A 15913-nucleotide genomic window follows, 5' to 3' on the forward strand; every position below is an offset into this window, starting at 1 on the left:
AGCGTCCAAAGTTGGCCCTAATTCACCAGATATTCCAGCGTACCGGGATAACACCGGATGAATTCTGGGGCAAGCCGGACGGCGCTCGCAAATTTATGTTGGCTAGTATGATGCTGCAAATCGAATCGGAAGAAAAGCAGATGAAGGAGGCGGGCAAGAGTGGCAGATAGTGAATTGTACAGGGAAGAAATAGTAATAGATGTACAAGATGGGACAGCGGTATCAAACGTAAACAAGTTTGAGCAGAAGTTTAAGCAGTCGATAAATCGCATGGACAAAATGGCACAGGGGCTTGGCAACAAAAAGATAGAACCAATGATACAGGTGCGCGATAAATTAACCGCCAGCGCTGTAAAGGCCGACAGGCTCATCAAGAAACTGGATGCCGCTCATGCCTCCCCCGTTATAGCTGCCCAAGACAGGGTTACGAACGTTGTAACGCGAGTTAATGCCATGATTGACGCTATAAACCGCAAAGATGCGAAAGTAGTGGCTGAAATGAAGGGGCCGCTTGCCGATGAGCTTGTACGTGCTAAAAAGGCAGTAGCAGATCTGGGCGATGCCAAAGCCGGTCCTGTAGCAGATCTTAAAGGCGAGCTGTTCTCTCAGCTGTCAAGGGCTCAAAGCATGATGCGCAACGTTGACAGAATGACCGTCAGACCTAAGGTGCGGATATGGGATATGGCGACGAGCAGTATAAGATATATAGACAGAGGCTTAAGGTCGCTAAGTTCTAAGGCTTGGAGCATAACGGTAAGAGTTGCAGGCGGTGCTCTGAATACTGTTAAGAATATGCTCGGCTCGGTGGGGCGCCTTATCACATCGCCACTTGCTATGCTCGGAGTTGGTGCCGGCGCTGCCGGTGCGATTGCAGGTGGAATCGTAAAACCGCTGGGGCTAGCAGGTGACATGGAGCAGACCCGTATAGCTTTCGATACCATGCTCGGCAGTGCAGAAAAAGCACAGAGTTTCTTGAAAGAGATGCAGGATTTTGCAGCTAAGACGCCGTTTGAATTCCCTGAATTGCAGGAGAATGCAAAGCTAATGCTGGCTTTTGGGTTCAGCACCAAAAGGATAATGCCGATGCTTGAAACTGTAGGCGATACGGCTGCAGGGCTTGGGGCAGGCAGCGAAGGCATACAAAGAATGACCAGGGCTCTTGGCCAAATGCAGGCGAAAGGCCGCGTTCAGACCGAAGAGCTGATGCAGCTGCAAGAGCTTGGAGTGCCTGTAAACGAGATATTGCAAGAAGAACTAGGGCTGACCAGCGAACAGATAGCGAATATCGGTAAGGAAGGTGTAGCATCCGGCAAAGTAATTGATGCTGTGCTACGCGGTATGGATAAACGTTTCGGCGGCTTAATGGATAAGCAGTCAAGGTCCCTCAAGGGGCTTTGGTCTACAATAAAAGATACGTTCAATATGAATGTGTTGCTAAAATGGGGCGACGGCATACGGAGAGCTGTGGAGCCTCGGCTGCAAAGCTTAGTGGATTGGTTCGGCAAGAATGAAAAGAAAATAGAAGAATGGGGCAACAAGCTGGAGAAAATAGCCGGAGAAGCTAGCGAATGGGTACTGAAGAAACTGGAAAGTACGTTCAAGTGGCTTGATACAAACTTCTTTAGCAATGAAGATTTTATGAAGTTAGACTTTAAAGGCAAGGTAACATTTGTATGGGATACGATAAAAGGCGAGTTCGACAGCTGGTATGAGACTAATGGCAAGGGGCTGATTACAGAATGGGGCGGAAAGCTTGGCAGTGGTTTGGGGTCTGCTATGGGCGCCGCGTTAATGACATTTGCCGGAGTACAAAAAGTAGACACTGGCGAGATGCTGCATACGCCCATGTCTAATCCAGAAGTAAATACTAATCCGTTTGTCGAGGCAGGGACCACAGCAGCAGAATCGTTCATTAAAGGTTTTACCGATAATTTTGATTTCGGGGCTATACTAAAAGAGCTGATAAATAAAAATTTACAGGTCGTTAAAGAACCATCGTGGGAGAATTTCGCAGGCGCCGTCATACGAGATACCATAATAGGCGTAATTCTTAATAAGCTTGGCGTATTCAAGTTTTTTGGATGGATATTTAAACATGTCCCTAAAAAGGCAGCAGCAAACGTAGGCAAGAGTATTGCAACAGCCGGGAAGAGCGCAACTGCAGGCGGTACAGCAGCGGCAGGGGGAGCGGCGGCAGGTTTAGGCGGACTATTCAAAAACTACACAGCAGCGTACCAGCTTGCTAGGGGGACAGGCGCTGGACCGATATCTTCGATATTTAAAAGTTTTGGAATAATGAAAGAGACTGCACCGGCAGCAGCCGCCGGCTTTAACGTCAGCAATTTGCTTAAAGGGCTGGATATACCAATGTTAGCATTGGGATTGTCGGAACTGGTGAGCAGGTATACAGAGCATAGGTTATCAACTAAAACACCACAAACAATGGGGTTCCTTGATAAAGCGCTTTCGTGGATAACAGGCATAACACAGCAGAATGCAGCAGAGAAAGCAGCAGCGCGAGAGCTGCCCGACAAGGGAGCTAGTATAGGAGAACAAAGATTAGAATACCGGCAGCAGTTCGAGCAATGGGCTAGCTTAATGGGGTATGGAAAAGGCAGAACCCCAAGCGGCAAATTCATCTGGAACCCGTGGTCTAGCGAATTCGACGTAGCGCAGGCGAGAAATCTAGGCAATTGGAGCGAAGATATAGTAAAACAATTTGAATCACAGGCAGGGATAAAATGGCCGGTAGTTGACGCAGTAAAAGATTATAGCAAACAAGCGCAAGTGGCAAAAGCGGACACCGACAAGATGAATAATCAAATGCAGCGCTTATACGGCGTATCAACCGAATTGGCAGGCGGATATGGTAAAGTGGGAGAATCTGCAACAGTTTCTTCCGATCTCGCTAAAAGCGGCATGGACAGTATGGCAAGCGCTGTAAACGATACGATGAATAATGTTGTAAATATTGCAGATATTACAGCTGCCAGGCTTACTGACCCATCATTTGCTGCTGGATACAATCTTGGGAGCGGCGTAACGAGCGGAGTGTATGCGGCATACAGTCAATCTAGTCCAATAGTGCGTTGGATTTTGAACACTATTGCAGGTGGAAGGAACATAACGGCGAAAGTGGCCGAGATCAGCCGAATGAATATTCAAACTAGCCGACTGTATGGAATACCGGGGCACGCGACGGGTGCCATAACAACCAAGCCACATTTGGCTATGGTATCCGAAGAAGGACCGGAAGCAATAATACCGTTGTCCAGGGCTCGCAGAAACAGAGGGTTAAAGCTTTGGCAGGAAACCGGCAGGCATCTTGGCGTTGAGGGATATGCCGAAGGCGGATATACATCAGTACCCGTAGCAGCTACAACAAACCAATCTGGCTCGGTGGTAAATATATATATGAATGGGCTAATCGGAACAGTTAGCGTCAACGGTATTGGAGACATACAAAAAGTAGCAAGCATGGCAGCCGACGCAGTTGCGCAGCAGCTAACGGAAGTTTTAGAGAATAAAGCTTCTTAATGTTATTGTTTTTCACCTCTGATATGATATTATAATAGCAAATAATTCTTTATATCGGAGGTTGAATAAAATGGATGAGTTACAACAACCAGTACCTGAAGATTCTATTAAACCTAAAAAAGACCACGCTATGCTATCGTTAATCTTAGGCTTAATAGGTATTATAGCATGGATAATTCCGATAATCGGGTTCCCTGTAACAATTATAGGCCTAATTTGCGGAGTAAACAGCCTTAAAGGCAATAGAAGGGGCATCGCGCTTGCTGGCACGATATTATCTGTGATTTTCTTATTAGCTACGACTGTTAACTCAGTTTCAGGCGCATACCAAGGAGCGACAGGGCAGTTAGAGCAAACGCCGGTGTGGCATATGCTCGACCTTAATTTTGAAACCAATGGGAACGTTGCCACAGCCGTAGAGCTGCTCAAGAACATGACAGCGGAACAATTACGGCAGGATGCTATTACTGTTGATTCTGGATTGGCTACGAAAGAACTGTTGAAATATTATGGGAAAGTCTTAAAATTTAGCGGCACGGTTGCGGTTGTCCAAGATTACTCGCCTGGCAGCCGTGCTGCAGCCTTTTTTAATGAAGGCGATCAATGCGGCGAAATTGTATTTCATTCTGATGATGCAGCGAAGGCTCCCATCAGTTACATACACTTAAATAATATAGGCGATCTGACAGCTGGCGAATATGTAACTGTGTACGGTTTTGCTGTAGGCCATCTTAATGTAGAAAATGAGCTAGGAGGGGAGACGACTCAATTGGTCGTAATAGGGAAGGCTTTTGACAAACAAGCCAATCCTTCACCAGCTCAAGAACAAAGTTCGGGAGAAAACGAACAAGCAGTTTCGCAGCCTGATCAAGAAACTGAAAGCAACGAAGAAAATATATATATTCCTGGTCTTATGTCTGGCGATATTAAGGTTAACCTGGAACAAACATGGGGACTTCAATTTACAGGCCCAAAAATAGGGGAAGAATTTGCGCAAGATAACGGTGAAGCATTAGATCCTGATACAGGGGCAATTTTGACATGTACCATATTTGAGGATTCGCCATTGAATATCAAATGGGTTGATTTCATGATTGACGCTTCTCCTGTCATCGGATTAATCGATGCAGACACTATAAATTCTTTAGCCGAGGGATACTTTGGGTATTGTGCCACCATCCCTTATGATGGTGCGGATCCGGAAAAGGCCAAGCAATGGGTTGAAGACAACGCAAAAAAGGCAATTAAGCCCGGCACTGTGTTATCGACACAGATTGGATCAGCGAGCTTTGAGATGTTTGGAACAGAGTATATGCGTACTTTGCGGATTAAGCCTTTTACGGAATAACATCTTTAATAAACGAATTTTGCAGTTTGTTTAATTTTTTACAAAGCTTTAATTTTAGGCAGGTGGTTTTATGGATTTTTACTTAATTAACACCGCTAACAATGAAACATTCCGTTTTCCGGTTAACCCGGAAGAGATGCAGGTGCAAAGCGAAAAAGACATAGAAACGGTAGAGATATATCAGCTAGGCGAAATAGATTTCCCACAAGGTGAAAAGAGAACGAACATATCGTTCTCTTCTTTTTTGCCTTTGCAATATGATACTTATTGCCAGTATACAAACGTACCTAAACCAGTTGAAGCTATAAACAAACTGGATGCATGGCGCAAAGCTGGGAAACCGTTGCGGCTGTTAATAACCGATACACCTATAAATACGCTGGTAATCATATCAACGTTGAGTTGGAGCACAAAAGGTGGAGAAGTCGGGGACATATACTTTGACATTGCGTTTAGGTCGTGGCAGGATGTTAAGGTGCGTACCGTTGCAATCTCCAAAGCACCAGCTAAAAAGAGGCCGGATACAAAGCCAGTTCCTAAGATATACGTCGTAAAATCAGGCGATAGCTTATGGAAGATCGCAAAGACACAGCTTGGCAGTGGCAGCAAGTGGACTGCTATATATAACATACCCGAGAACAAAAAGACCATCGGGTCAAACCCGAATCGTATTTATCCTGGGCAAAGGCTGGTAATGCCGGCATGAGTTATCAAGTGATAGTAGGTGGCAAATACGATATAACTAGCGTATTGCAGGAAGGCAGCTTAAGCTTATCCGACGCCATTGATGATATTGCCATGCGGTTTAAGGCAACTGTAAGTTATGTAGCTGGATTGCCGGATATGAAACCGCCGACACCGATAGTGCTGAAAGGTACGCCTACCAACGGCTCTGGGATGGCAACGCTATTCGACGGGATTATATGGGATGTAAATGATAGATATGGCGGAGCTCACGAGTGCAGCATAACAGCGTACGAGCGTATAAAATACATGGCCGAAAGCGAAGATGAATATCTGTTTAACGCAGGAATGACGGCTAGCAGCATAATAAGAAAAATAGCGGGCGACTGGAGTATCCCACTAGGAAGCATTGCAGATACAAAGATTAAACTGGCAAAACAAATATTCAGAGGCGGTAAAAACCTGTACAGTATTATGCGCGATGCGCTCATCGAAACTGTAGACAAAGGCGGGGGTATGTATATACCGCGTATGGCAGGCGGCAAGCTGGAATTGGTGCCTATAGGGAATAATTCTACCGTTTGGCTGTTAGAAACATTTGAAAGTGTTGATTACACCACGACGATGGAAGGCATGGTAACAAAAGTGAAGGTCGTCGGTAACAGCGATAATGATAAGAAGCTATCGCCCGTATTGGCGGTGGTAACAGGAGATACGGCAAAATACGGTACTATCCAGAAGGTGCATAGTGATAGTCAAATTAAGAATGCTAGTCAAGCCAAAACAGCCGGTGAGAAGTTACTGTCAGGACTTACGGCAACGTTTTCGTACAGTGGAATTGATATAAATACTATACGGGCGGGCGATAAAGTAAAGTTTGACGGCAGAGATTTGATAGTTGCATCAGTTGAACATGCCCTCGGGGAACCGGGGATGATGAATATGGAGATCATGCCGGCGATAGGGGTGAAGAAAAAATATTATGCCAAATAATCCATATAAAGAAATAGCTAGGCTCATAGACGATAGATCAAGAAAAGGTATAACAGCTGCGACATCGGTTATATCTGCCGAACTAGGCACAATTACATCCAGCGGGCTTAAATTGGACAGATTTAAATATGAGATACAAGATTACCTTGTAGCAGAATATCTTATATTCCCAACAACATTTATGACAGAAGCAGCTGGCGCGGATAGCCATACGCACATGATTGAAACGCCAGAACAAATGCAGCCGATAAACGAAGGCGACAGAGTTATGGCAGTGCCGGTAAATGGCGGTACGGACTTTGTAGTAATAGCGAAGGTGGTGTGATATGCCTAATTTATTTCCGATAGAAGAGGAAACGGTTGGTGAAATCGCAGCTGAAGAGCAGATGCAAGAATATGGTCGCTCTTGGAAATTTGATTTTGCCAAGGGCGATTTTGTTTTAACCCCAGCAGGTAAGGTTATGGGAACATCAGGAGCCGAAGCGTGGGTTGAATGGTGTCAGAAAACTATTGCAACAGCCAGATACCGTTATTTAGTTTATTCTAGGGATTACGGACAGGAATTCGATGATTTAATATCGCAACATTTAACTAGAGAAGCCAATGAAAGTGAAATCAAGAGGATTACAACTGAAGCGTTGATGGTAAATCCGCTTACTGCGTCGGTTGATAATTTTACTTTTGATTGGGATCATGATACTGTTTATTTTACGTGCGAAATAACAAACACGCGCAGCGAAACAGTGCTTATTAACGGACAGGTGGTGATTGGATAGTGGCAACGCTACCGGATTATTTAACAGACCAAACTGAAGAAGAGATAAAACGGCGGATGCTAGATGCACTGCCGGATGATTTAGACAAATCCGAAGGAAGCTATATATGGGACGCACTGTCGCCTGCGGCAATAGAACTTGCTCTTGCTGCACTGTGGGTACAAGAAGTCTTGAGGCGAGGCTTTGCGACGACAACATTTGGCAGTTATCTTGATTTACGATGTGACGAACATGGCCTTACGCGGTTACCCGCAGTAAAGGCTACCGGACAGGTTATATTTTTAGGAACAGCTGGAACAGTAGTACCGAAAGGTACATATGTTAGCACAGCAAGCGACGGGATATCCCCTATAATATTGTTTGAAACGATCGAAGATGCAACGATAAACGATGCAGGGACAGCATTTGCAAACATTGCGGCAGTTGAAGCTGGAGTTTCAGGGAATGTACCGGCAGGCGCAATAACGATGCTATCATCGCCGATCTCCGGAGTATCGTCAGTGACTAACCCAACAGCCACGACTGGAGGGCTTGATACAGAAGATGATGCAAGTCTTTTAACTCGATATCTGCAAAGAGTGCGATCTCCGTCAGCCAGCGGCAATAAAGCCGATTATGTTAACTGGGCAATGGAAGTTCATGGCGTCGGCGGGGTTTCCGTAGTTCCTGCCCGAGATGGGCCAGGCACAGTAAGCATATCTATTATAAACACCACAAAGGTTCCTGCGGAGCCGGAACTGGTAAAAGCGGTACAGGACTATATCGCACCGCCTTGGGTTAATGAAATTGAAGCTGAGGATATGACGCTAGGAGGATATGGAGTCAGTATCGACGATACGCAGGCAGATGATATCGGCAGCAGCGTAAAAATGATATATGATGCCTCTGGCGCTGGAACGATTACGCATACTAATACGATGGGTATCCTCAAGAAACCGGGTATCTGGCAGGCTAGGACAAGAATAAAGGTTAACAGTGCGGATGAAACATCTGACTTAATCCAAATAGGCGTATGGAACTTTTCTACTAATTCATGGGCTAAAACACATCCGAATGGAATTGTGGATGCTGTAATTACTTGCAAAGCAAGCGATTTGTCTACGGGATTTGAAGATAAGATTGTTGAGTTTTACTGGGACGGGCAAGATCAGATTGAGCTGCGGATTACTCGTCTTACTAGTGATGCAGCCACCGTAGTATGGGTTGATCGAATAATTTACCGCAGCACATTTTCCAAGGATACGGGTGAAGGAAAAGCACCAGTAGGAGCTCGGGTGACAGTAGAGCCGGCTATAGCAGTCTTAATTAATGTTTCAGCTACATTGAGCATTATGCCCGGTTATGATGCAAATAGCGTAAAAAGCGCCGTACACGATAATATTGCAGCCTATATCAGGTCACTAGCATTTACATCAGACAATGATGTGCGTTATGTCCGCATTGGTCAAGCTATCCTAGACACACCGGGAATAATGGATTATCAAAACCTGATGGTAAACGGTGATGTCGCTAATATTGCGATAGACAGCCAAGAAGTAGCAGTGCTGGGGAGCGTGAATTTTTCATGAGCGAGATAACCAGCATCCGTGGACAGGAAATGCGAACATATCTTCCTCATTATTATGAGACCAGCCGAGTAATGAAATCTATCCTACAGGCAGAAGGCATGGAGTTTGATAAGATTCGGAAAGCTTTAGATGAGATACTGAATCAATTCTTTGCCCGTACGGCTACTTGGGGCTTGGATAGATGGGAAGAAGAAGTCGGCCTCCCAATAATGCCAAACCAGCCCGAAGATGAACGGCGCGACAAAATCATATCCCGGCTGCGCGGCTATGGTACAGCGACAGTGTCAGTTGTTAAACAGGTAGCAGAGTCCTACGATAAAGGGAGCATAAATATTATAGAAGGGTTCCCGGATTATACTGTAATAGTCCAATTTGTGGACACAGCCGGTGTACCTCCGAATTTGGGAGATTTAATGGCGGCTATTAGGTCGGTAGTACCGGCGCATTTAGAAATTCTATACGAATTTAACTATTTCTTATGGGATGAGTTGGACAATAAAGCATGGACATGGGATACATTGGACGGCATGAACATCACTTGGGATGAATTGGAGGTATTGAAATAATGCCAGAATTAACGCCAAAATTAGGTATCAAAAAACCGCTAGGTAACGAAACAGTCAGCCGAGCGGCGTTCAACGAGAATTATGATATTATAGACGCACAAGCGCAAAAGAACATAGCACAACGCGCAACAGCACCGGCGCATCCAGTCGAAGGCGACCTTTGGATTGATACCAGCGTTACTCCTAATGCGCTTAAGAAATACAATGGCAGCACATGGGAAAAGGTCGGGGCTGTTTCTCCTGGAGACATCGGAGCGGTAGCTAATGCAGGCTCTGCACCTTCTATCCAAGCAGGGACAGATAATGGCAAGCCAGCATCTGGTATTGTTGGGCGCATTTATATAGCTACTGATACGCAAATCATTTACAGGGACACTGGTACAGTGTGGGCTAAGGTTGGCGCTGTAAGATGGAGCGATATAGACAGCAAGCCTGTTAGCTATACTCCCAGTGCACATAAGGCGACTCACGCGTTGGGTGGCAATGATGCGCTTACTCCTACAGACATAGGAGCAGAGACGCCAGCGGGAGCTCAGGCTAAAGTAGACACTCATGCGGGTTTAACCACTGCACATTCAGCTACTTCAGCTGCTGTAGCTAATAAAATAATTTTAAGAGACGCTAGCGGGAGAGCCAAGGTAGCAGCTCCAAATGCTGCTGATGACATTGCTAGGAAGGACACCGTGGATGCGCATGCTACAAGGACGGACAACCCGCATGTGGTCACCGCTGCTCAAATAGGAGCAGCTAATATATTGACACAGGTCAAAACTGTAGACGGTGCAGAAAGCGGACTGGATGCTGATTTGCTAGATGGTTTAAACTCTGGCAATGCTGCTGGCAATATACCAATATCAAACGGCACCGTTAACGCTAACCTAAATGCCGATAAGGTAGATGGTGAAGACGCTAATACCATAAAGGCTAATGCTAGAACATATAATTCTAAAATAGTAATGGAGGTGAATAGTTCCGCTCCATCTAGTCCTACGAATGGTCAGATTTGGTACGATAGTGTCAATCACAAGTTCAAGGGATATGCTAATGGAGCGTGGGTTTGACTTATTTGGCGACCAAGCTACTCTAACATATAATAATTATACAGCAGGGTTACCTGTTACATTATGGGGTACAAGTGGTGTTCCTGCATTATCAGCAGCAAGAGGTTATTTAGCGGCTACTTCAGTAGGTAATTATGCACTGTTTGGGGGCGGTACTACTGGTAGTTATTCATCTGTGGTAGATGCTTATGATACATCTCTAGTTCGTTCTACTCCAACAGCATTATCAGCAGCAAGAGGTTATTTAGCGGCTACTTCAGTAGGTAATTATGCACTGTTTGGGGGCGGTGCTACTGGTAGTTATTCATCTGTGGTAGATGCTTATGATACATCTCTAGTTCGTTCTACTCCAACAGCATTATCGCAAGCAAGGTATTATTTAGCGGCTACTTCAGTAGGTAATTATGCACTGTTTGGGGGCGGTGCTACTGGTAGTTATTCATCTGTGGTAGATGCTTATGATACTTCTTTAGTTCGTTATACTCCAACAGCATTATCAGCAGAAAGGTATTATTTAGCGGCTACTTCAGTAGGTAATTATGCACTGTTTGGGGGCGGTAATGCTAGTAGTTATTCATCTGCTGTAGATGCATATGATACATCTCTAGTTCGTTCTACTCCAACAGCATTATCAGCAGCAAGGTATTATTTAGCGGCTACTTCAGTAGGTAATTATGCACTGTTTGGGGGCGGTAATGCTGGTAGTTATTCATCTGTGGTAGATGCTTATGATACATCTCTAGTTCGTTCTACTCCAACAGCATTATCGCAAGCAAGAGGTTATTTAGCGGCTACTTCAGTAGGTAATTATGCACTGTTTGGGGGCGGTACTACTGGTAGTTATTCATCTGTGGTAGATGCATATGATACATCTCTAGTTCGTTCTACTCCAACAGCATTATCAGCAGCAAGGTATTATTTAGCGGCTACTTCAGTAGGTAATTATGCACTGTTTGGGGGCGGTAATGCTGGTAGTAATTCTTCATCTGCTGTAGATGCTTATAAGCCTACTACAATAGGTTTTACTCTTGCGGCCGGCTCGTCATATAGCATAAATGGCAAAGAAGGTACTATATCAACTGCTGGTTATTATGAGTTTACTATTCCATTCACTGGATGGATTAAAATTAAATCAGGAACTTTTAATTAGGAGGGTTTTATAATGGTAAGATATGAATTATTTGACGGCACAAAAACATATATGTTCCCAAACGGAGCATTAGCCACGCCTGAAACAATTCGGTCGCAATTCCCAGCGGTCGACACATTCCCGCATTTGCTTGAGCTCAATGGTAATGTCGTTCAAGCAGTTATGGAGTTTGGCGCAGTAAAAGGTATATATCAGATAGATGAGAGTTTGTCTGATGAGGAGGCTATAGCGGAAATTACGTATAAAGCCAACAATCCGCCGCCTCCTGAGCCTACGGCAGACGAACGTATCGCAGCTGCTCTAGAGTATCAAAATATTATGTCAATGCCAGATGAGGGGGTGTAATAATGTTTGAAATAATTAAAAAGAATTATGAACGTGGTCTATGGTCAAAACAAATGGTGGCGACTGCGGTTAGAAAAGGTGTTATAACCGCAGAACAATACCGTGAAATTACTGGCGAAGATTACAATTTACAATAGGAAGGATAGCGGCAATGGACGAATGGTATGATAACAAACAAATCTACGAGATGCTCCAGCAAATGAAAGCTGACATGTCCGACCTCCGGAAGGAGATGGCGGAAACTCGGGCAATGATAAGAGATTATAATGGACTTCGGCAGAAGGTCGAAGATACAGCAAGCAAATTATCAACATTAATGTGGCTCACACCGGTGGCAATCGCCGGTATGGGCTTACTTTTTACGATACTAAATTATATTGGGAGGTGAAAAAACATGGCTTATAAAGTATATATCAGCCCATCAACGCAAGAGCACAATCAGTATGTAAATGGCAATACGGAAGAATATTGGATGAATAAAATTGCTGATGTGGTTTGCAATTTGCTCGTTAAAAGCGGCATAACAGTATACCGCAATAAACCCGAAATGGAACTAAAGCAGGTTGTGGCTGACAGCAATGCAAAAAAGCCGGATATACATTTTGCTATACACAGCAATGCCGGAGGTGGTAGAGGTTGTGAAGTATATGCATTGCTTGTCTATGATGATAATGGCAAGATAAAGCCAACAGAAGGTTATAAGCTGGCGCAGGCGGTATATAACCGTGTATCAGCATTGACGCCGACCAGCGACCGAGGAGTAAAGCAAGGTAATCATCTATATGAGATTAAGAATACCATTGCCCCTGCGGCCTTAATTGAAGTAGCCTTTCACGATAATCCGCAGGATGCTGCATGGATAACGTCAAATATAGAGCCTATCGGCAAGGCTATAGCTCAAGGAATATGTGACTATTTTGGCGTAAAGCTAAACACCAAAGATGATGAGGGGGAAGATGATATGTTAGATAAGATTGTAGTATATTATGGCGATATAGACGCTTTGCCGGCTATAATCGTTGGGCAGAAGTTAAAGGCTCCGGTTATGAAGGAAAGCGACTTTAAATCTAGCGGATTAAAAGCAAAAAACATAATACGCGTTGGCGGCGGCGAAGGAGATAGGTTTGATACTTTCAAGAGGGCGGCACAACTATTGTAAAAGGGGGCTATTCAAATGGCCGATGAACAGCGCAAACCTTTGGTGGATATGTCCAAAGAAGGCGAAGTGGTACAGATGCTTGCAGATGTATGGAGACGTTATGTAGATTATTTTGTAGCATCTAAACGTTATGATGCATTCCTATATCACATACAAAAATGCCAACAGATACTGTTCGATGAAATGGCCGATAAAGAAAGTCCTTATCATAAATGAATGGAGGTGAGAAAATGGAAATATATGATGTGGCAATAATACCATTGATAGTCGGCATTACCGAGTTATTTAAAATGCTTGGGCTGCCTACAAAGTTTGCTGCGGTGGCAGCGGTTATATCCGGAGTGGTTATAGGAATAGTTTATGTTGCGCCGGGAGATATAGCGAAAGGAATATTCGTTGGACTTTCTCTAGGCTTGGCCGCTAGCGGGCTATATAGCGGAGTGAAAAATACTGTTGAAGGCGTAAAAGGAGAATAATTTGAATGATGAAAACCAATGCAGATGTGGTATAATATAAGCAAGCTACAGCATATGTAATGCACCATAGCAATACGTAAACCAGCTTGCTCCTACTCATGATAGATACCTCCTTTCATGATCAAGACTCCCTTTATAGCAAGGCGTGCCCTCAAAAGCATGCCTTATTTTTTATGTCCATTACTAAACTCGGTTATTGACTAAATCTATGGAATAGTATAATATATATATAGGCCTTCTATATGCGAAAGTCGGCTACATGCCGTGCGTACCTAATACGGTACCTAGCTATAGAGGGAACTAAGATAGCGCCATTGATATCCGAAACCTGCACCAAGGCGTGCAGCGCATCTGAAAAGATAGGACTCAAGGCGCTATTTTATTTTTCACTTATTAGATTTTTTATGTCCACTATCTCTATTGCTATTCACGCTAAACCGTCCGCCACAGTTTAGATTTGAGGCTTTCTTTTAATGCTGGACATGTAATCATACTAGCGGCACGGTTCAACTCAATACAAGCCATTCTGGCGCGTCTGAAGCGAAATGGCAAAATTGCCTCTATATAAGCATAAAAAATGCCGGATACAAAGCCTCCGGCGTGGCTATATATGGTAAATTCTATTTTATTAGCTTTAGTAGCCAGTCTTTGGTGGCAGCCTCTAGGAAGTCTCCCCAGACATCGTATCCCCATGCCGGCTGATTGGCAATCTCTTGCCTATCCCTTCCGGCTGTATAGGATACCTTATCGCCGAACAGTATCTCGACCTGATACTCTCCGGCTTTGAACGCCTCAACATCCTCATCGGATGCAGTGTTCGACGGATCCGCCGCCCAAGCCTCTAGCTTTTCTAACAAGTCATCGTACACATCAGGCAGAACTCGTTCGAGCTCTGCACTGGAAATATATATAACGCCCAGGTCCTGCAATATTCGCTGTAATTCTTCCTCAACCCAATCAGCTATAAGCTTTCTAGTCATAGCCGACACATTCGATGCGTGCTCTTCGCAGAGCCGCTGATATATCTCTAATGTTTCTTCACTAATTCTGATACGGATAATTTTTCTTTATCCATCTTTATATCCTCCATTTTTATTACCGGTGTATGTGCCCACCGGCAGGCAAGGCTTTACTCTTCCTTTCTCTTTTTTGCTACTTCCTCAGCTTCATCCGCCGAGAAAGTAACAAATTCTCCACCTTCCAAACAGCCTGGTATGGATGCTCTATCGTCCCTATCAAGCCAGTCAGTACCCGACTTATACCTAAATGTATAAGTGCCGTCATTGTAAGATATTACACGAACCCAATCTGGATTCAGCGGAGAGCCTTCGTACTCTTCATTTTCATACCAAGAGTTTCTGTTCTCGGCATAAAAAGAACCACTTCCAAACTCGTTCTCCAGTGTATACTGAAAAACGAAACCTTCGTTGTCTACTAGAAATACTGTTATTCTATCCATTTTTGTTACCTCCATTTTTTATATTTTGGCTACCGCCGACCGGTCCGCACGGACCGGTTTCGTCGCAATCTTCAGCGACTCATCAGGACGGCTATCTATTTTCTATGTGATACATGAGCGGGTATATTTTCGCTCTAGTTTCTATCGCGCGTATCTCGTGTTCGTTCCATCTCTGGCCCAGCTCGGCGAATTCTGGCTCTACTACATAGTGTATACATCTGTCTACTATATTACCAGCCTGATTAACTAGCGTATATCTGCTGTCGAATTCTGTATGCCCTACATAATATATTTCTATATCGACGCAATCTGTGACCCTGCCTAAATCAATCCTAACTTCATAATCATCTACTACAACAGCCTTCACTGGCCGCGATACTTTCAGCATGTATATTTCGCCCTGTAAAAATGGCCTATCATACGTGAAGCATGTTTCTATCGGCGCAAATGCATCTATCTGGTCATATGTCGAAACATGAAATAGTTCCGTGCCTGCCGGTATAACTGTTTCTTCGTGAACCTCTTCCAGCCACGGCATCCGCGTCCATGTCTTTTTTGTATCTGCCGATATTTTTATCTGCTTCATTTTTATAGCTCCTTTCCTCTCTCTTTCTGGTTATATTGTACCACATTGCCCTACGCCGTGTCAATACTTTTTCAAAAAAATATTTCACAAACTTTATAATTCTTTTTTTGTGCATATTGTATAATCTATGGTTTGCAAACATTTTGCTAACGTAGCAAGCGAAAAGTGATATAAAAATATAATGCAGGACAAAGAAAGAAGCCCT

The 15913-nt window shown here is 44.2% G+C and carries 20 protein-coding genes; 17 read left to right on the plus strand and 3 right to left on the minus strand.

Annotation, left to right across the window (positions count from 1 at the left end):
* Window positions 1-11 precede the first annotated feature (11 nt).
* From MAHAU_RS15700 to MAHAU_RS02935, 17 genes are all read left to right on the plus strand, one after another.
* Window positions 12-170, plus strand: coding sequence for a hypothetical protein (locus MAHAU_RS15700; protein WP_013780220.1), 159 nt, complete (start codon window positions 12-14; stop codon window positions 168-170).
* Window positions 160-3537, plus strand: a complete 3378-nt coding sequence (locus MAHAU_RS14855; protein ID WP_013780221.1) for a tape measure protein — start codon at window positions 160-162, stop codon at window positions 3535-3537. Before MAHAU_RS15700 ends, MAHAU_RS14855 begins: the two co-directional genes overlap by 11 nt.
* 70 nt (window positions 3538-3607) lie before the next feature.
* The gene (locus tag MAHAU_RS14860) at window positions 3608-4885 is read left to right on the plus strand and encodes a DUF4190 domain-containing protein (RefSeq protein ID WP_013780222.1); all 1278 of its coding nucleotides are present in this window, start codon (window positions 3608-3610) and stop codon (window positions 4883-4885) included.
* A 70-nt stretch (window positions 4886-4955) separates the two neighbouring features.
* Window positions 4956-5591 carry a LysM peptidoglycan-binding domain-containing protein gene (locus MAHAU_RS02875; RefSeq protein WP_013780223.1) on the plus strand — a complete coding sequence of 212 codons (636 nt, stop codon included), beginning with the start codon at window positions 4956-4958 and terminating at the stop codon, window positions 5589-5591.
* The gene (locus MAHAU_RS02880; protein ID WP_013780224.1) at window positions 5588-6562 is read left to right on the plus strand and encodes an XkdQ/YqbQ family protein; all 975 of its coding nucleotides are present in this window, start codon (window positions 5588-5590) and stop codon (window positions 6560-6562) included. Before MAHAU_RS02875 ends, MAHAU_RS02880 begins: the two co-directional genes overlap by 4 nt.
* Entirely contained in the window at window positions 6552-6887 is a 336-nt protein-coding gene (locus MAHAU_RS02885; RefSeq protein ID WP_013780225.1) for a hypothetical protein, read from the plus strand. Before MAHAU_RS02880 ends, MAHAU_RS02885 begins: the two co-directional genes overlap by 11 nt.
* Window position 6888: 1 nt before the next feature.
* A complete protein-coding gene (locus tag MAHAU_RS02890) occupies window positions 6889-7338 on the plus strand; it encodes a DUF2634 domain-containing protein (protein WP_013780226.1) in 450 nt (149 codons plus the stop codon).
* Window positions 7338-8906, plus strand: coding sequence for a baseplate J/gp47 family protein (locus MAHAU_RS14865; protein ID WP_013780227.1), 1569 nt, complete (start codon window positions 7338-7340; stop codon window positions 8904-8906). Before MAHAU_RS02890 ends, MAHAU_RS14865 begins: the two co-directional genes overlap by 1 nt.
* Window positions 8903-9472 carry a putative phage tail protein gene (locus MAHAU_RS02900; RefSeq protein WP_013780228.1) on the plus strand — a complete coding sequence of 190 codons (570 nt, stop codon included), beginning with the start codon at window positions 8903-8905 and terminating at the stop codon, window positions 9470-9472. Before MAHAU_RS14865 ends, MAHAU_RS02900 begins: the two co-directional genes overlap by 4 nt.
* The gene (locus MAHAU_RS02905; protein ID WP_013780229.1) at window positions 9472-10533 is read left to right on the plus strand and encodes a hypothetical protein; all 1062 of its coding nucleotides are present in this window, start codon (window positions 9472-9474) and stop codon (window positions 10531-10533) included. The genes MAHAU_RS02900 and MAHAU_RS02905 overlap by 1 nt, the downstream gene beginning before the upstream one ends.
* The gene (locus MAHAU_RS02910) at window positions 10517-11683 is read left to right on the plus strand and encodes a Kelch repeat-containing protein (RefSeq protein ID WP_013780230.1); all 1167 of its coding nucleotides are present in this window, start codon (window positions 10517-10519) and stop codon (window positions 11681-11683) included. Before MAHAU_RS02905 ends, MAHAU_RS02910 begins: the two co-directional genes overlap by 17 nt.
* A gap of 12 nt (window positions 11684-11695) precedes the next feature.
* Window positions 11696-12028, plus strand: a complete 333-nt coding sequence (locus MAHAU_RS02915; RefSeq protein WP_013780231.1) for a hypothetical protein — start codon at window positions 11696-11698, stop codon at window positions 12026-12028.
* A 2-nt stretch (window positions 12029-12030) separates the two neighbouring features.
* On the plus strand, window positions 12031-12165 hold the full coding sequence (locus tag MAHAU_RS15305; protein ID WP_013780232.1) for an XkdX family protein: 135 nt from the start codon (window positions 12031-12033) through the stop codon (window positions 12163-12165).
* Window positions 12166-12179: 14 nt separating this feature from the next.
* Complete coding sequence (locus tag MAHAU_RS02920; RefSeq protein ID WP_013780233.1) at window positions 12180-12416, plus strand: hypothetical protein; 237 nt, start codon at window positions 12180-12182, stop codon at window positions 12414-12416.
* A 6-nt stretch (window positions 12417-12422) separates the two neighbouring features.
* The gene (locus tag MAHAU_RS02925; RefSeq protein ID WP_013780234.1) at window positions 12423-13187 is read left to right on the plus strand and encodes an N-acetylmuramoyl-L-alanine amidase family protein; all 765 of its coding nucleotides are present in this window, start codon (window positions 12423-12425) and stop codon (window positions 13185-13187) included.
* Window positions 13188-13202: 15 nt separating this feature from the next.
* Window positions 13203-13403, plus strand: a complete 201-nt coding sequence (locus tag MAHAU_RS02930; RefSeq protein ID WP_013780235.1) for a hypothetical protein — start codon at window positions 13203-13205, stop codon at window positions 13401-13403.
* A 14-nt stretch (window positions 13404-13417) separates the two neighbouring features.
* The gene (locus tag MAHAU_RS02935) at window positions 13418-13663 is read left to right on the plus strand and encodes a hypothetical protein (protein ID WP_013780236.1); all 246 of its coding nucleotides are present in this window, start codon (window positions 13418-13420) and stop codon (window positions 13661-13663) included.
* Window positions 13664-14283: 620 nt separating this feature from the next.
* Here the strand turns inward: MAHAU_RS02935 and MAHAU_RS02940 are convergent.
* From MAHAU_RS02940 to MAHAU_RS02950, 3 genes are all read right to left on the minus strand, one after another.
* Complete coding sequence (locus MAHAU_RS02940; RefSeq protein ID WP_245543934.1) at window positions 14284-14643, minus strand: hypothetical protein; 360 nt, start codon at window positions 14641-14643, stop codon at window positions 14284-14286.
* Between the two features lie 149 nt (window positions 14644-14792).
* The gene (locus MAHAU_RS02945) at window positions 14793-15122 is read right to left on the minus strand and encodes a hypothetical protein (RefSeq protein ID WP_013780238.1); all 330 of its coding nucleotides are present in this window, start codon (window positions 15120-15122) and stop codon (window positions 14793-14795) included.
* Between the two features lie 91 nt (window positions 15123-15213).
* Window positions 15214-15708: a hypothetical protein gene (locus tag MAHAU_RS02950; RefSeq protein ID WP_013780239.1), complete on the minus strand. Its 495-nt coding sequence runs from the start codon at window positions 15706-15708 to the stop codon at window positions 15214-15216.
* Window positions 15709-15913 lie beyond the last annotated feature (205 nt).

The sequence above is a fragment of the Mahella australiensis 50-1 BON genome, assembly GCF_000213255.1.
Classification (GTDB): domain Bacteria; phylum Bacillota; class Clostridia; order Mahellales; family Mahellaceae; genus Mahella; species Mahella australiensis.

Coding starts and splice junctions, on each gene's coding strand:
- MAHAU_RS14860 (WP_013780222.1), top strand. CDS start 3,608: ATGGATGAGTTACAACAACCAGTACCTGAAGATTCTATTAAACCTAAA.
- MAHAU_RS02875 (WP_013780223.1), top strand. CDS start 4,956: ATGGATTTTTACTTAATTAACACCGCTAACAATGAAACATTCCGTTTT.
- MAHAU_RS02880 (WP_013780224.1), top strand. CDS start 5,588: ATGAGTTATCAAGTGATAGTAGGTGGCAAATACGATATAACTAGCGTA.
- MAHAU_RS02885 (WP_013780225.1), top strand. CDS start 6,552: ATGCCAAATAATCCATATAAAGAAATAGCTAGGCTCATAGACGATAGA.
- MAHAU_RS02890 (WP_013780226.1), top strand. CDS start 6,889: ATGCCTAATTTATTTCCGATAGAAGAGGAAACGGTTGGTGAAATCGCA.
- MAHAU_RS02900 (WP_013780228.1), top strand. CDS start 8,903: ATGAGCGAGATAACCAGCATCCGTGGACAGGAAATGCGAACATATCTT.
- MAHAU_RS02905 (WP_013780229.1), top strand. CDS start 9,472: ATGCCAGAATTAACGCCAAAATTAGGTATCAAAAAACCGCTAGGTAAC.
- MAHAU_RS02910 (WP_013780230.1), top strand. CDS start 10,517: ATGGAGCGTGGGTTTGACTTATTTGGCGACCAAGCTACTCTAACATAT.
- MAHAU_RS02915 (WP_013780231.1), top strand. CDS start 11,696: ATGGTAAGATATGAATTATTTGACGGCACAAAAACATATATGTTCCCA.
- MAHAU_RS15305 (WP_013780232.1), top strand. CDS start 12,031: ATGTTTGAAATAATTAAAAAGAATTATGAACGTGGTCTATGGTCAAAA.
- MAHAU_RS02920 (WP_013780233.1), top strand. CDS start 12,180: ATGGACGAATGGTATGATAACAAACAAATCTACGAGATGCTCCAGCAA.
- MAHAU_RS02925 (WP_013780234.1), top strand. CDS start 12,423: ATGGCTTATAAAGTATATATCAGCCCATCAACGCAAGAGCACAATCAG.
- MAHAU_RS02930 (WP_013780235.1), top strand. CDS start 13,203: ATGGCCGATGAACAGCGCAAACCTTTGGTGGATATGTCCAAAGAAGGC.
- MAHAU_RS02935 (WP_013780236.1), top strand. CDS start 13,418: ATGGAAATATATGATGTGGCAATAATACCATTGATAGTCGGCATTACC.
- MAHAU_RS02940 (WP_245543934.1), bottom strand. CDS start 14,643: ATGACTAGAAAGCTTATAGCTGATTGGGTTGAGGAAGAATTACAGCGA.
- MAHAU_RS02945 (WP_013780238.1), bottom strand. CDS start 15,122: ATGGATAGAATAACAGTATTTCTAGTAGACAACGAAGGTTTCGTTTTT.
- MAHAU_RS02950 (WP_013780239.1), bottom strand. CDS start 15,708: ATGAAGCAGATAAAAATATCGGCAGATACAAAAAAGACATGGACGCGG.